Genomic DNA, 15,412 nt, shown 5'->3' with positions numbered 1-15,412 from the left:
TCATGACCCGACGAGTCGAATTCTTGCCCAGACGCCGATCGAGCAAGCCAGCTTCCCCAGCCTTTTCGTACCGATCGCGGTAGCGTCGGAATTGCCGCTCCGACATGCCAAGCAACTCGCCTGCCTCCATCATCGAAAGATCGCCGCCATTCCAGCGGCTCAAAACGTCCCGAAACTTTTGCATTCTCCGGTCCTGTAGCCATGCCGTCCGCTTCATCCCCAGCCTCCATCCGCTGGCGATAAAACCGGACAACTCACGTGCTACCTAATCCGGACAACTCATCTGCTTACGACATTGCAACCGGATGGGGTTGCGTTATTCCTTGCGGCGTGTAGGATAAAAAAGATGCTGGGAGGTCGATCGCGACGATCGTCCAACGCAGATGGCGCCCTCTGCTTCTTTAGCCTTAGTCAGCCTCACCGCGTTGATGGAACGCGGCAGCGGTAGCCCGGAAGTGAAGATCGGGCTCATCGATGGACCTGTCGTTACCCAACATCCCGATCTGACAGGCGAACACCTCCACGAGATCCTCGGAAGCAGCGGTGGCACATGCACCCAAGCTAACAGCGCGGCGTGCCTACATGGAACGTTTGTGGCCGGCATCTTATCGGCCCGGCGGAGTTCCGCTGCGCCCGCCATTTGCCCCGATTGTACCCTACTCATACGCCCTATTTTCACCGAGACGACCGCCGGGCGCGAACATATGCCCAGTGCAACACCCCGGGAGCTTGCCACGGCGATTGTCGAATGCATTGGCTCAGGCGCGCGAGTAATCAATTTAAGCCTCGCCCTTGCGCAACCTTCGGTTAAAGACGAGCAGGCGTTGGAAGAGGCGCTCAATCTCGCCGTCAGCCGCGGCGTCATAATCGTTGCAGCTGCGGGCAACCAAGGCACGCTTGGAAGTTCCGCCATCACCCGCCACCCGTGGGTCATCCCGGTGGTGGCCTGTGATTTTCGAGGTAGGCCGATCGACGAATCGAACCTGGGTAGTTCCATCGGCAGGCGGGGTTTTCGCGCGCCCGGCGACAGCATTACCAGTCTCGGCAGCGAGGGCCAGTCGCTTGCGCTCGGTGGAACAAGTGTTGCGGTGCCCTTTGTGACCGGTGCGATTGCACTTCTATGGTCGGAATTTCCTTCTGCGACCGCGGTACAAATCAAGCTCGCCCTGACCCAAGCCTCCACCTCGCGACGTGCTTCCGTCGTTCCACCTTTACTGGATGCCGCGGCGGCCTACCAAGTACTATTGGTGACAAATGGGAGGAGGCGAACAGCGTGACAAAGGCAAATGAAGGCAACGACTCGCCAAACCAGAGCGAACATCCGCCTTACCGGGTACGCCTGCCTGGATTTATCACCGACGAGGAAATCGGGTTAGGCGATGCGGTTGGACGAGCTACCTCCTATCTGGGGATACAATCCTGCGGAGGCTGTGAACGCCGGGCGGCCGCGCTAAACCGCCGGTTTGTCTTCACCGGCCGTGCCCATTAACCCAGATCCATTGATCTGTGATGTGATGAATGAGGATTACTATGGAACAAGAATCGACAGAACGGTCGACAGGTCATGATGAGGCAAGATGCGATGCCGCTGTGTTCACGGCCGCCTACGGTCCCGCTGGGGAGGAAAACCTCCGATCGTCGTCGACCTCTCCACTCTCGAGGGAGACGCCCTGCCCAACCTGCGCAGGAGGCGCGAACTCCATGTCCCTCTCTTATGTTTACGCCATTGGTCGGGTCGAAGCGCGTTTCCCGAACCTCGCCGCGGAAAAGGAATTTGCCCAGGCGACAGGACGCACGGAGACCGCCGGGAAGACCGATCAACAGACCTTCTACGCCGTGCTATCCAAGCGCGAGCACCGCTACCTAGTGCGCCAACTATGCTGGGTCCTGACCATCCAGGGGCTGGAAACTTACCTACTGCAGCCACGCGATCCGGCGGACATTGATCTGCTGGTGGAAGCCACTCGTCCCGCCCCTAGCCCTAATGACATCGATGTTGTCATCGGTATGCGCGGTCCCATCGCGCCGCCGCAAATGTGTAATGGCCTGATGGTACCCATCGTCGCATTCGATCAAATCTACTCCTTCGACCGCGACGCCCTTATCAAAGCCATCCCGAAGCCGGAGAAAACCACTGCCCAGCAGTTCGGACCGGCGGCCGAGGAACTGTTCGGCAGGATCATGCAGCTGACGGACAATGCCGGCGCGACCGACGAGCACCGCGCCTTGAACTACCTGGCCATGCGCTATCCCGCTATCTATGGCAAGGCCGCTGAGGAATTTGGGCGGGACTTTTCGTTGACCGGGGTGGAAGTGCGCCCCTCGCCCTTGAGCGCCACCCGCAACATCGTTGACGTGATCTTCTCTTATACCAACCGCAACAGCGATTTTACAGAGAAGTTCTCTACGCGCTGCGACGTAACCGAAGAATTTCCGTTCCTCGTCGCGAAGATGTTGCCGTACTATGACCGTTAAATCTAGCTAAGTGTAAGGAGATACAAAATGAATATGCCTGGATTTACTGCAGAAACATCGCTATGCAAGACGAGAGGTCACTACCAATCTGCAATAAACCAACCCTACAACAATATTGGAGAAGGAGTGATGGCTCAATTGCGCGGCGGCGGCGGAGGCATGATTGGGGGAGGTGGTGTGCTCTTTGGGTTTTGGTCATGCCTTGCATGTACTACTGCTTGTTCAATACTTACTGCTGGCGATATACCGGCATGTTTGACCGCATGTTATGCGTCTGGCTTCTGCTAAGCGCAATTCAGAAGGTTCGTTCGCAAGATCCGGATCGCCCGTTCATGCGGGCGCTCCTTGGTTAAAGCGTTCCTGCATGTTGGCGGACTGAAGTTTGTGTCGACAAATCGGGAGTTAGTCTGGTCAAATGCTATGATCGATAAAACCAACAAAGGAGGCGATCAAAATGAATATTCCTGGATTTGCTGCAGAAGCCGCTCTCTTACAAGAAAGAACCGGGCGCTACCGACTCATGCGATTTCCGATTCAAGCAGGGCCAATTACGCCGAGTCATGAAGGACGTTTGCGCAAACCGGTGAATCCCCAAGCGCTGAATTGGGGAGGAAGTCGACCGGGGAGCTGTGTGGACCGTTGTTTGGCGTCGTGCCCAAGGGACTCCGTCGGTGGAATCGAGGTCGCGTGTGCCCTCAACTGCCTTTGGATCTGCTCCGGATCTCGAGTTCTTGGGTATGCTTCCTTTGCCGCCACCTGAGTGCCGGTGCCCGTGGGCAAAGTTGGCGTCCGCGGACCCCACCCTAGTGGCAATCCGCATCGACATTTTCTTTTGAGGTATTTTGATAGTCACTTCCTCCTCTCGGCCAGCCAAACCGGTTGAGAACCGCTTCTCCATGCCGATCTCGATGTCGACCATGTTGAGCCAACTGGCGTGCTTGGGCGCATAGTGGAATTCGATGCGCCTGAGCAGGCGGCGCGCTTCCGATGACGGGAAGGCCGCATAGAGGACGGCGGGCGTGTGTCGACAGATTGACCAGCACGATCTGATGTACTCGGCCTTTGGGAAGTGGAGATCGACGAGTGCATGCAGAGCGCGAAGTCATCGGAGGTTCGCCGCTCGGTCACCTTGACGTTCCCCCATGACCGATGGGCATCGAGGCAAACGAAGAGATTGGCGGTGCCGTTGCGGCGATACTTCGTAATCGATACGCTGCGGCTTTCGCGATGCGGCGCCGTTCGGCTGGCGAAGTTCGCCGATGAGCTGGATCGGGCTCTTGTCGAACAAACGACCGGTCGTCGGGGGATCGGGAGCTGAGACGCTCGAGGCGCAGCGCCAGATGACGCATGATCCCGTCCGGTTGCAGATTTCCGACGCCGAATTCCACCACGCCATCTGTCGGGCCGGCGGCAATCCGCTTCTGGCCGATTTTCTGCACAAGATGTATTCGTTCGGCCTGGAATTCCGCCGCCGGGGCTTTTGGCGAAGGGCGCCGTGTCACTGAGCGTCCGCGATCACACCCGAATACTCGACGGCCTTGAAAAGCGCGATGCCGCCGCAGCCGTTGGAGCAATGGAGAAACACCCTTATCAGAATCCGCCGCAAGACGCTGGATGGGATGAACTCCTGATCGGATTACGGCCATTTTCCTGGCGCGATGGATCGGCACCAAGTTCAAGGCCAGGATACTGCGCGTCGACGCGCTTCATATCGGTGGTGAATTCGGTATCTATCCAATCGCAGATCTCGGAAACTACAGGAGTCTCCTGCTTGCGGGCGATGACCAGTTCGCAGGTCCGGCCGGTCTTCATGACCGGGCCTACCGGCACCAGGACACCGCGCGCCAGGTGATGCGACACGACGTTGAGCCAGCCGAGAGCGACGCCCTGCCCGAGCAGGGCGGCCTGGACCACGACTGTATAGTCCGAAAACTGCAGCCCGCCCGCCGTGCCATTTGCCGTGTTCTCCGAAAACAGGCCCGACCAGTCCGGTTCTGCCGTGCTGAGATTGATGATCCTGTCGAGCGCCGGCATGAACGTGCCGGTGGGCGCCTGTTTTTCCGGCAGGTGAGGAGCGCGGATCGGCACCAGCAATTCCGGCATCAGCTTGCGCGCGACGTGCCGGGCGTTGCTGCCATGATCGAAGCGCATCGCAATATCGACACCGTCCACGGCTCCGCCAAGCGGTCCGCTGATCAGCTGAAAGCGGATATCGACTTTCGGGAATCTCGACTGGAACAGCGCTAGCCTGGGCATGAACCAGTGCGTGGCGAAGGCAGACGACACCGAAAGAACCACTGTCCGCATTCCCGACTGCCTTGACTGCTGCACCCGCAGGACTGTTCGCTCGATTTCGTCGAAGCTGCCCGAAATTCCCGAAAAAAGCACGCTGCCCTGCTCCGTCAGGACGGCGCCGGAAGCGGTCCGGTGGAAAAGCGCGACGCCCAGATGGGCCTCCAGCCGCCCGATCGTGCGACTGACAGCCGGGCCGGTGACGCAAAGTTCCTGTGCGGCACGAGCAAAGGTCCCGCAGCGTACGGCCGCCTCGAAGGTCACGAGCGCATTGAGCGAAGGAAGCAGGTGTCGAAGGCGGGACATTACAAAATGTAAGCTCCCCGATCAGCATTTGTGGAATTGCGGCGACGCATCCTCTTCTGTTCATTGAACGCAAGCTTCCGCCGGTCGGAAGCCGGTTTCAGCGAGGAAGAGAGGCAGGTCTGATGTCCTTCAAGCAATTCAAAATTTTGACATTCGACGTCGTGGGGACGCTCATCGATTTCGAGAAAGGCATTCTCGACGCGTTCCGCTCGATCGGGGGAAAGGCTGCCGAGGGGCTGAGCGACGACGATCTCTTCGCCCCCTATCTTGAAGGGCGCGTCGATCATCCCGGCCGCTCCAGCCAGGTGATGGCGGACGTCTACCTCCATGTGGCCCATAAGCTCGGCCTGCCTGCGGACCAGCGCTCGGCCGACGCTTTCCAGATTGCCGTGCTGCGCTGGCCGGCATTCGAGGATTCCGCCGAGGCACTCAAGCGGCTGCGCCGGCATTTCCGCCTGGTCGCCATGACGAACGCCGACCGCGTTGCCTTCAGCGCCTACTCGCACACGCTGGGGACCCCTTTCCACGACGCCGTCACGATGGACGACGCCAGATGCGCCAAGCCTGACCCACGCTTCTTCTCGCATAATCTCGGGCGGCAATCCGCCTTCGGCTATCGCCAGGAGGACATGCTGCACGTTGCACAGAGCCAGTATCATGATATCGGCGTTGCCCGCTCGCTCGGTTACAAGGTCTGCTGGATCGAGCGGCGGATGCACCTGGAAGGCTATGGCGGCACACCGCATCCGGGCGAAGTGACGAAGCCGGATTTCCATTTCGCCACACTGCGCGACCTCGCCGACGCCGTCGAGCGGGAATAGCTCCGCCGGCGCCCAAGGGAGGACGATGCCGATGCAGGACCTGGCACATCCACGATCGCTGTGGCTGGAAACGGCCTCGCCGGCGCCGCCGCCGGTCGCGCTTGGAAACGCGGTCCAGGCCGATATCGCCATCATCGGCGGCGGATATACCGGCCTCAATGCCGCCTTGCGCGCCATCGAGCGCGGCCTGCATCCCGTCGTTCTGGAAGCGGTCGAAATCGGCTGGGGCGCTTCCGGCCGCAATGGCGGGGTCGTTTCCACCAAGTTTCGCGCCTCGCTAAGCGACATCGCGGCGCACCATGGGCTTGAAGCGGCGCGGCGCATGCACCGCATCGGCCATGATGCGATGGATCGCGTCGAACGGAATATCCAAGAACTGGGTATTGCCGACGCCGGCTTCATCCAGACCGGCAATTTGCGTTGCGCCCACAACGAACTTGCCCAGAAAAGGCTCGTGGCCGAAGCGGAGACGGCGCGGGGTATGTTCGGCGATGCCAGCCTGACCATACTCAACGCCAGCGCGGTGCGCGAGGAAACCGGTTCGGCCGATTTCGTCGGCGGCGTGCTTTCCACCCATGCCGGCATCGTTCATCCGCTGAACTATGCGCGGGGGCTTGCCGGCGCAGTGCGCAGCGGGGGCGGCGAGATCTTCGAGAATTCGGTCGTGGTGGCACGCCGGAAGGACGGCGACCGCACCGTTTTGACGACGGCGCGGGGCCAGGTCGCAGCCAGGCATGTCTTGATCGCCACCAACGGCTATTCCGACATTACCGCCGCCACTGCGCCGGTGCGCGGAACGGTGATCCCCTTCCGCAGCGCCATGATCGCGACCGAGCCGCTTGGCGCCGACCTCAGGGCCACGCTGATGCGGCACTGCCGCAGCTACAGCGAGACGCGGCGCATGATGCGCTGGTTTCGACCCGCCGGCGACCGGATGCTGTTCGGCGGGCGCGGGGCCTTCGGGCGCGAAGATTCCGCCTCCGCCTTCCAGGCGCTCGAAAGGGCGCTGAAGGAGATGCTCCCCCAGCTTGCCGGCACCGCGATCACCCACCGATGGTCGGGGCTCGTGGCCATGACCATGGATAGCCTGCCGCAGATCGGCATGCTCGACGAGCGGACCGGTTTCGCGCTCGGCTACAACGGGGCCGGCATCGCCATGTCGGGCCTCATGGGCCGCCGCGCCGTCGACCTGATGCTGGGAGACAGGCCGGAACTCAGCCTGATGCAACGCAACGAGCCGCAATCCATCCCCTTCTATTTCCTGCGCGAGCCGGCGGTGCGCACAGTGGCGGGCTGGTATCAGTTTCTCGACCGCATCGGCCGCTGACACCGCCGGCGCGCGCACCGTCACAGCGCGCTGCATATGCGCAAGGCGTCCAGCACCGCGGCATGGATGTTGCGGCTCGAAACCGCGTCGCCGATACGGTGCAGTTCGAAGCCGCTTTCCCGCAGGCGCGGTTGCGGCGCCGCCTTAACCATGGCGTCGAGATCGGTGACGCCATCATTCGCCGAGTGGCTGCGCAGCGCAAAATAGGTTTCGTCCATGGGAATGCTGCCCTGCTCGACGATGACCTGGTCGACAAGGATACTCGTCACCTCCCGCGAGATTTCATTGACAAAGCTGGCTTCCAGCCGGTTGTCCTTGCGCTGAACCGCGAAGAGTCGGCTCTCGAAGACTGGCCTCACGCCAAGCTGCAGGAAGCGCTTCTTCCAGCGCAGCCGCTCGGCATAGGTCAGTTCCTCCGAAAGCTGCGCGTCGATCGAGACATAGGCGACCTCCGCACCTGCATCTCTGGCTTGTTCGGCGGAAAGCGGGCCTGGATGCCGTCCGGTTCCGTCGTAAATCAGCACTTCGCCATGCAGCGGCACCTGTCCGGTCAGGACGTCCCATGTGTTGAGACAGAGTTCCGCGCCCTCCTGCAGGTCGATCTGCGGCAGGCCGCCCGTGGCGAGGATGACGACATCCGGTTCAAGCGCGGCGATATCGGCGCTTTCCATATAGGCGTTGGTATGGACGGCAACGCCGAGACGCTGCAGTTCGGCTTCGCGCCACTCCACAATGCCCATGAGGTCGCGACGCCAGGAGCCGGTCGCGCCGATCCGGATCTGCCCGCCGAGATCGCCAGCCGCCTCGTAGAGCGAAACGGCATGGCCGCGCTCGGCGCTGATACGCGCCGCCTCCAGGCCGGCCGGTCCGCCGCCGACGACGACTACCTTGCGGGCAGGTCCGTCAGTCTTCTGGATGATGTGGCGCAGCGTCAGTTCGCGGCCCGTCGCGGCATTGTGCAGGCAGGAGGGGCGATACGGCGACTGGCAATGCGTGGCGCCAACGCAAGGGCGTATCTCGGCCTCGCGGCCGCCGGCGAGCTTCTCCACCAGATGGGGGTCGGCGATCTGGGCGCGCGTCATGCCCGCCATGTCCAGCCTGCCTTCCGCCACCGCGAAGCGAGCCGAAGCGACATCGGCAATGCGCGCGGCGTGAAAGACGGGCAACCCGACCTCGTGGCGGAAGGCGCCGACCGGTTCGATCCATGGAGCCAGCGGCGAGCCCATGCCGGGCATGTTCTCCTCCGCAAGCGCGCGTGTCGTATCCATCGTGCCGTAAATGGCATTGAAGAAGTCAACGCCTCCCCCCGCCTTGAGCATCAGGGCCGCCTTGACGCATTCCTCGAAGTTCAGGCCGCCATCGGGGCCTTCGTCGACGACAAAACGTATGCCGACGAGGAAATCATCCCCCACGGCCTTGCGGATCGCTTCGTGGACCATCAGGCCGAAACGCAGGCGGTTCTCAAGCGCGCCGCCGAAACGATCCGTGCGGCGATTGGTCAACGGCGACAGGAATTGGCCGATCAGGTGCCCGGCCGCCAGGGTCTCGATCCCGTCCAGACCGCCTTCCTTGCAGCGCAGGGCAGCCTGGGCGTAAGCCTTCACGACACGGTCTATGTCGTGCTCGTCCATCTCCTTGGGGATGCTGCGGTGGAGCGTCTCGCGCACTGGCGAGGGTCCGATCGTAGAAAGCCGGTCGCCGGCATAAGGATCGCCGCGGCGGCCCAGATGGGTGATTTGGCACATCAGCGCCGCACCGAGATCATGCATGCGCGCGCTGAAGCGCTGGAAGTGCGGGATGATCGCGTCGGTGCCGACATTGAGCTGCCGGAAGATGTTGGGGGAATCCAGGTCGACGTTGGACGAGCCGCCGAACATCGATAGCGCCAATCCGCCGCGCGCCTTCTCCTCGTGATAGCGCTGATAAGCTTCCTCGGGCATGCCGCCGACTTCCAGGCCACAGGCATGACTGGTGCTTATGATACGGTTGCGCAATGTCAGCTTCTTGATGGTCAGCGGCTGCAGCAGCGGATCCCTGGTAATGGTCTTGACCGGCCCGTTCATTTCATTCTCCTGCCGAATTCCGGCCGAGCACGATCGCTCGCGCAGACGGATCGGTCCGCGCGTCGCCGTTGCCGGCCTGTTGGTTCAATTTCCGAGGCCCAAGGGTCTTGGGCCTAAACTCCTAGTCCGAGGGCCTGCGGCCCTAAAGAACCTGACTCAGGAACTGCCTCGTCCTGGGATCCTTCGCCTTGGTGAAAAACTCGTCCGGTGGGCCGTGCTCCACGATCACGCCCCGGTCGGTGAAATAGATGTGGTCCGCCACCTCGCGGGCGAATCCCATCTCATGGGTGACGAGGATGCAGGTCATGCCCTCTGCCGCCAGTTCCCTGATCGTGAGCAGCACCTCCTTCACCGTCTCGGGATCTAGCGCCGCCGTGACTTCGTCGAACAGCATGATGTCGGGGCGCATGGCCAGGCTGCGCGCAATGGCGACGCGCTGCTGCTGGCCACCCGACAGTTCTCCCGGATAGGCGTTTTCCTTGCCCTGCAGGCGGACTTTGGCGATCAGCGCGCGGGCGCGCTCCTCGACTTCCCTCTTCGGCTCCTTCAGCACCAGGACCGGCGCCATCATGACGTTCTGCAGGGCCGTCTTGTGCGGGAAGAGATTATATTGCTGGAACACGATGCCGACTTTCTTGCGCAGCGCGAGAAGATCGAGCTTGGTGTCGTTCACCTCCTGCCCTTCGACCTTGATCGAGCCCTTCTGGACAGGACTGAGCCCGTTGATGCAGCGGATCAGCGTCGATTTACCCGAGCCGGACGGGCCGATGACGCAGATCACCTCGCCTTTGCGGACATCGAAGCTGATCCCCTTCAGCACCTCCAGGGCGCCGAAGGACTTGTGCACGTCGCGCAGCGATATGATCGGCATGTCCGGCGACCAGCCTGATTTCAGCTTTGCTTCGTCGGTATTCGATTTAACTTGCAACGACATATTTTCGCTCGAGCTTCCGCGTCCAGATTGCGATCGGATAGATGTAGGCGAAGAACAGGCACAAAAGAAAAAGATAGAACGGAATGAGGAATTCCGGCCGCGCGCCCGCCGCTTCCATGGCGGCCTGGGCATTGCCGACCGCCTCGTGCACACCGAGGATCGAGGCCATCGGCGTCGCCAGCGCCAGCAATGCGTACCAGTTCATCCATGGCGGAATGGCGCGCCTGACGCATTGCGGCAGGATGATCCAGCGCAAGGTCTGGCCACGCGTGAAGGCAAGGCTCTCCGCCGATTCCCACTGACCCTTCGGGATGGAGTTGATGGCGCCGCGCAGCACCTCGCTGATATTGGCCATCACCGGTAGCGAAAAGGCGAAGGTGGCCTTGATCCAGTCCGGTATCGCCACCGTTCCGGCGCCGGGCAGGCGCATCTCGAACGGCACCAGCAGCATGACCGTGAACAGGATCACCAGCCACGGCGAATTGCGGAACAGATGCGTCACGAACCATGCGGGCGTTCGCAACAGCTTCGAGCGGCTGACCCGCAGCAATCCCAGCCCGATCCCCAGAAGGGTTGCGACCGCCATGGCGATGAAGCTCATCAGGAGATTGAGAGCGAAACCCTTGAGAATGAAAGGCAGCCACAGGATCAGCGTGGCGATGGCCGACGGGGCCTGCTGCTGGGGGTCCGATTGGGCATAGGCGAAGGCAAGCGAGCCGAAGAAGGCGAGCACCAGCCACAGCCCGTGCCGCCAATGGATGCGCGAGCAGAAGCTTTCTTCTGCGAAGCGGCCCCTTTCGATACGGAAAGCCGCGCCGCTCATTGGCCGTATCCCGGCAGGGTCAGCCTGTGCTCGATGAAATGGAGCCCGGCGGCCAGGAGCGAGACGACGAGCACATAGAACAGGAACAGGAGCAACATCATCTCCGGCACGTTCACATTGTCCGACCACACCTGGTTCAGCGTATAGGTCATCTCCGGGACGGAAATGACGTAGGCGAGCGATGTCGTCTTGGCGAGACTGACGAGATTGTTGGTGAGGGCCGGCAGGCTGATGCGGAAGGCCAGCGGTAGGGTGACATACAGGTATATCTGCCACTTGCTCATGCACAGGCTCTCGGCTGCTTCCTTCGTCGATCCCGGCACCGCCTCCAAGCCGGCGCGGAAGATCTCGACATTGAAGGCGCCGCCGAAAATGCCGAGCGAGATGATCGCCCAGGCGAAGGACGAGATCAGCGGCTGGTAATAGCCGCCAACATCGACCTGCGGCGTGAAGGCGCCGAGAGCGAAATAGAAGAACAGGAGCTGGATCATCGGCGGCGTGTTGCGGAATGCCTGGATATAGGCATCCATCAGCACCCGCAGGACGGGAGACCGGGCGCTTTGCGCCCAGGCCCCCAAGACGCCGATCACCAGCGACACGACGATCGACCAGAAGATCAGCTGTAGCGATATGCTGATGCCGGACAGGAAGCGCCCATATTCATAGCTGTCGTAGAAGACGATGAAATTGAGGCCCGTGCGGTCGTAGAGATCCTGGAAGAAGGGCGCGATCAACTGGAACATTTTAGCTCCGGCAGCCGGTCATCGATCAGCGTTTCGCAGAGCATCGGCTCAGTTGCCGCCCTTCAGGTAGCTCGTGTCCCACTCAGCCTTCTTGTGCTGCTCGGCGATCCACTGCGACGGCTTCACCTTCCATTTCTTTTCAAGCTCGACCAGCTTTCCGGACGCTTGCCAGCGATAGGCCATGCCTGCCATGAACACGCCCAAGGCCTTGTCCACTTCCGCCACGGGCACCGCGGCCGCCCAGGGATTGTCGAAGAGAACGGAAACAGGCATCTCATAACCCTTCCACTCGCCCGAAGCGAGGTCGGCCATAATGCTCGCATCGTCATAGACCCAGGCGATGCACTTGCCGGAGCGCAAGGCTTCCTTACCCTCCGTGTTTCCGGTGAAGGCGACGACCTTGGCGTGATATTCCGTCTCCACCAGCTTGTTGTAGTAGACGCCCTGCTTGGCGCAGACCGGCTTGTCGGCGATGTCCTTCCAGTCCTTGATGACACCCTCCTTGGCCAGCAGGGTCGGACCGGACGTCCAATAGGCCGGCTCGATGATGCCGACCGCCTTGCGCCGCTCAGTGGTGTCGTACATGCCGCCGATGATGACGTCGATCTTGCCCTGCTGCAGGAACTGCATGCGGTTGGCGGACGTGACCACGACCGGCTCAAGCTTGACGCCGAGCGCATCGGCTACCGACTGGGCGAGGTCCACCTCGATGCCTTGCATCGAACCATCCGGCGATGGGAAGGACCAGGGCTTGAACGCGCCGAGAACGCCGACACGCACGGCGCCTCGTTCCAGAATCTGCTGCAGATGCGATTCGGCCGCCTGCGCGCTGCTGGCGGGAAGGATCGCACTTGCGGCCAGCGTGACTGCAAGGGCGGCGATGGTTTTCAGTGCTGATCCGATTTTCATGCTTCTACATCTCCCATTTTGTGTGTTGTCGGCTGAATTGGAAGGTCCGATGCGGCGCGGAACGCCGTCTTCTGGTATCGGATGAACCCGTCGATTTCACTGACGGTCCGCTCCGGCGCCCAGCCGACCAGATCGGCAATGGCATCGGCAGCCTCCTCAACCTCGGCGCGGTCGAGATGGCGGCGCCAGGCGAGGCCTGTCCTCGTATAGAGAATACCTTTCAGGTCGCGGGCATGCTCGACCGAAACCGCTGTGCGGAAAGCGGCGCGCCTGCCTTGCGAAAGCGGCCTCGAAATTGCGAACTCCGCACCGCTGTCGCCTGTCTCCGGGATCCGCCTCGCCACGGACTTGCGCGTCGGCTTCAGTTGCTTCTCGACGATCCGCAGCATCTCGCGCCCTGCGCTCAGATGGCTCATGACCGGCCCTGCCGTCATCGCGAAGATACCCGGCCTGCCGGCAGATGCGAGATCGTGGATCTGACGCGTGCGCCGCCCCATCGGCTCGGCTGCATCGAAGGTGAGCGGCCGCACGCCGGCCCAGGTGAATTCGACGTGGCGGCGGCCGAGCCGCAGGCCGGGAAGCATGTGACTGGCTTCCGCAAGCAGGAAATCGATGTCTTCGTTGGTGGCTGCGGCACCGGCGGCGTCGCCGTCGAAAGGCGTCTCCGTCGGCCCGAAATAAAAGCAGTCGTCATGCGAAGGCAGACAATAGAACGGCATACCGCTGCGGTTGATCGTGGCGATGCCGTAGCCGCGATAGGAATCCGGCAGCCTGACCGCGATATGAGCGCCCTTGGTGCCGCGAACAAGGCAGGGCGCTGGCTTGCCGGCGACGGGATTGGCGTTCACCGCGTCCACCCAGGTGCCGGCCATGTTCAGCACGACGGACGCGCGAACCTCGGCCGCTTCCCCCTTACCGTCGCGCAGTTCGACGAGCCAGCCTTCCGGCTTCCTACGTATAACGGAAGCTTCGCAGAACAGGCGTATTTCGGCGCCGTTTCGCTCGGCGTCGAGGGCGGCATCCACGCACAGCCTGTCCGGCCAGTCCATGATGTATTCACGGTAGGTGGCAATCGACCGCAGACTTTCGGGGTCCCGCAGGTCGTTTGCGAATGGCAGGTGGGTTTCGAAATCACTCTTCAGCCGACGATAGGCGAGCGCCGGTTCCGGTGGCCCGAGACGGCGCAGGATGCGGAAACCGAGATCCAAATGCCAGCCGCGGACGGGGCTCTCCGGATAAATCGGAAAGCACATGGTGAAGGGCTTGCACCGTTGCGGGCTCCGCCCGACAAGTTCGGTTCGCGCTTCCATCCCCGCCCGCGCCATGCGCAAGGCCGCGGCGAAGCGCTGCGGATGAAACGCAAAGGTGCGGATCGGGTTGGGCGTTTCGAAATATCGAAGGCCGCAATGCAGGATGCGCGAGGATCGGCTGGAGGCGCCGGCGGCGAAATCGCTCCTGTCGACCAGGAGGACGCTGTAACCCGCTGCGGCCAGTTCTCGCGCCGCGCTCGAACCGTTGATGCCGGCGCCGACCACGACGACATCGTAGTCCCGGCCCTGCATCTCGATAATTCTAGGCGACATTGGCGGCCTGTTTTCCTGGACGGTCGATCACGCCAATAAAGCGCTGATACCGAAATGTTCAAAATAGAATTATCGGCGATTGATATGCGTAGTGTGCATATCGTCCTGGTCCGGCAATTGTCTCAGGATCCGATCGCGCTTTTGCGCCATCAGCTCCAGCAGGGCATCGGCGGCGGGGTTGGGCCCGCGCGACTCCGGGCGCAGCAGGGCAACGTTAAACGGGATCTTCGGCGCGAAGGGGATCAGCCTGACCCGGTCGTCCAACTGCTCGACCGCGGTGTAGGGATCGATGATCGCAATACCGATCCCGTGCTTGACCATTTCATAGGCCGACACCGAAAAGGTCGTCTCATAGGCGGCATCCACCTTGACGCTACTGGACAGCAGCGCCTGATCGAGGAGATGCCGTGCCGAGACGAAGGAAGTCCAGGAAATGAATGGCCCCTGGCGCAGGTCGGCCGGGCCGAGCCGGCTGCGCCCGGCGAGCGGATGATCGCGCGGAACAGCCGCGATATAGGGCGCGTCACTGAAGACTTCGGTCCGGAACCCGGAGCGCTTGAACGGTGTTTCCGCCAGTCCGAAATCAATCTGCTGCGCGGCCGCCCATTCCTCGATCTTGACGGACATGCGCACGTTCAGCGTGACCTTGGTCTTCGGCCAGTTCTTCCTGAAATCGGCCAGCAGATGCGGCACGAAATTGATGCCCAGCGCCGGCATGACCGCAAGGCTGATCTCGCCGCCTTCCCCGCTTGCCAACCGTGCTGCGAAGCTGCTCAACGCGTCCAGCGAGACATAGGCTCGCTCGATCTCGTCGAGTAACAGGTGTGCCACGGTGGTCGGCGTGATCAGGCCCCTGCGGCGCTCGAAAAGCGAAACGCCAAGCTCGTATTCCAGCTTGTCGAGAAGCCGGCTGACGGCCGGCTGGCTGCGCCCCAGCAATTCGGCCGCGCCGCTGACGGTGCCGGTGAGCATGACGGCGCGAAATGCCGAGTAGTGCAGAAGGTTCAACGTACTTGTCATGGCGCACCGGTCTTCCCCGGACTCCCTGCAAAGCCATTCGTCCCGTAATCGCGATTCCCGCGATCGCGTACCGGCTGTGTAGCATCTATCCATCAGCAGGCTGTCATTATCTTTGA

At 61.8% G+C, this 15,412-nt stretch carries 13 protein-coding genes and 2 pseudogenes; 5 read left to right on the top strand and 10 right to left on the bottom strand.

Annotation, left to right across the window (positions count from 1 at the left end; genetic code table 11):
* Positions 1-22 precede the first annotated feature (22 nt).
* Positions 23-184 (bottom strand): annotated as a pseudogene (locus FJ972_RS30425) (helix-turn-helix domain-containing protein); the annotation flags it as partial.
* Between the two features lie 199 nt (positions 185-383).
* On the opposite strand from FJ972_RS30425, the gene FJ972_RS30000 reads away from it, so the two are divergent.
* A complete protein-coding gene (locus FJ972_RS30000) occupies positions 384-1,277 on the top strand; it encodes a S8 family peptidase (RefSeq protein ID WP_140499605.1) in 894 nt (297 codons plus the stop codon).
* A 424-nt stretch (positions 1,278-1,701) separates the two neighbouring features.
* Complete coding sequence (locus FJ972_RS29990; RefSeq protein ID WP_140523213.1) at positions 1,702-2,475, top strand: hypothetical protein; 774 nt, start codon at positions 1,702-1,704, stop codon at positions 2,473-2,475.
* 895 nt (positions 2,476-3,370) lie between these two features.
* Here FJ972_RS29990 and FJ972_RS29985 read toward each other — a convergent pair.
* Positions 3,371-3,790, bottom strand: a pseudogene (locus FJ972_RS29985) (transposase); the annotation flags it as partial.
* On the opposite strand from FJ972_RS29985, the gene FJ972_RS29980 reads away from it, so the two are divergent.
* Entirely contained in the window at positions 3,735-3,980 is a 246-nt protein-coding gene (locus FJ972_RS29980; protein ID WP_140523216.1) for an FCD domain-containing protein, read from the top strand. The pseudogene FJ972_RS29985 and the gene FJ972_RS29980 overlap by 56 nt on opposite strands.
* Positions 3,981-4,065: 85 nt before the next feature.
* Here FJ972_RS29980 and FJ972_RS29975 read toward each other — a convergent pair whose 3' ends face one another.
* Complete coding sequence (locus FJ972_RS29975; RefSeq protein WP_140523218.1) at positions 4,066-5,073, bottom strand: LysR family transcriptional regulator; 1,008 nt, start codon at positions 5,071-5,073, stop codon at positions 4,066-4,068.
* 122 nt (positions 5,074-5,195) lie between these two features.
* Here FJ972_RS29975 and FJ972_RS29970 point away from each other — a divergent pair, with 122 nt between their 5' ends.
* Entirely contained in the window at positions 5,196-5,894 is a 699-nt protein-coding gene (locus tag FJ972_RS29970; protein WP_140523221.1) for an HAD-IA family hydrolase, read from the top strand.
* A gap of 31 nt (positions 5,895-5,925) precedes the next feature.
* On the top strand, positions 5,926-7,221 hold the full coding sequence (locus FJ972_RS29965) for an NAD(P)/FAD-dependent oxidoreductase (protein ID WP_140523224.1): 1,296 nt from the start codon (positions 5,926-5,928) through the stop codon (positions 7,219-7,221).
* Positions 7,222-7,241: 20 nt separating this feature from the next.
* On the opposite strand, the gene FJ972_RS29960 is transcribed toward FJ972_RS29965, so the two are convergent.
* The 7 genes from FJ972_RS29960 to FJ972_RS29930 form a co-directional block, all read right to left on the bottom strand.
* A complete protein-coding gene (locus FJ972_RS29960) occupies positions 7,242-9,284 on the bottom strand; it encodes an NADH:flavin oxidoreductase (RefSeq protein ID WP_140523226.1) in 2,043 nt (680 codons plus the stop codon).
* A gap of 142 nt (positions 9,285-9,426) precedes the next feature.
* A complete protein-coding gene (locus FJ972_RS29955; RefSeq protein ID WP_281405127.1) occupies positions 9,427-10,218 on the bottom strand; it encodes an amino acid ABC transporter ATP-binding protein in 792 nt (263 codons plus the stop codon).
* The gene (locus FJ972_RS29950) at positions 10,202-11,041 is read right to left on the bottom strand and encodes an ABC transporter permease subunit (RefSeq protein WP_140523229.1); all 840 of its coding nucleotides are present in this window, start codon (positions 11,039-11,041) and stop codon (positions 10,202-10,204) included. The genes FJ972_RS29955 and FJ972_RS29950 overlap by 17 nt, the downstream gene beginning before the upstream one ends.
* A complete protein-coding gene (locus FJ972_RS29945) occupies positions 11,038-11,784 on the bottom strand; it encodes an amino acid ABC transporter permease (protein WP_140499588.1) in 747 nt (248 codons plus the stop codon). Before FJ972_RS29945 ends, FJ972_RS29950 begins: the two co-directional genes overlap by 4 nt.
* A gap of 48 nt (positions 11,785-11,832) precedes the next feature.
* Positions 11,833-12,693 (bottom strand): transporter substrate-binding domain-containing protein, encoded by an 861-nt coding sequence (locus FJ972_RS29940; protein WP_140523232.1) that lies wholly within the window; start codon positions 12,691-12,693, stop codon positions 11,833-11,835.
* Positions 12,690-14,276, bottom strand: coding sequence for an FAD-dependent oxidoreductase (locus tag FJ972_RS29935; RefSeq protein WP_140523234.1), 1,587 nt, complete (start codon positions 14,274-14,276; stop codon positions 12,690-12,692). The genes FJ972_RS29940 and FJ972_RS29935 overlap by 4 nt, the downstream gene beginning before the upstream one ends.
* Positions 14,277-14,345: 69 nt before the next feature.
* Entirely contained in the window at positions 14,346-15,296 is a 951-nt protein-coding gene (locus tag FJ972_RS29930) for a LysR substrate-binding domain-containing protein (RefSeq protein ID WP_224656359.1), read from the bottom strand.
* Positions 15,297-15,412: the final 116 nt, after the last annotated feature.

It is taken from the genome of Mesorhizobium sp. B2-1-1, from assembly GCF_006442975.2.
Lineage (GTDB): Bacteria > Pseudomonadota > Alphaproteobacteria > Rhizobiales > Rhizobiaceae > Mesorhizobium.
The sequence above is the reverse complement of the archived record's forward strand: the minus strand, read 5'-3'. Positions and strand labels throughout refer to the sequence as shown.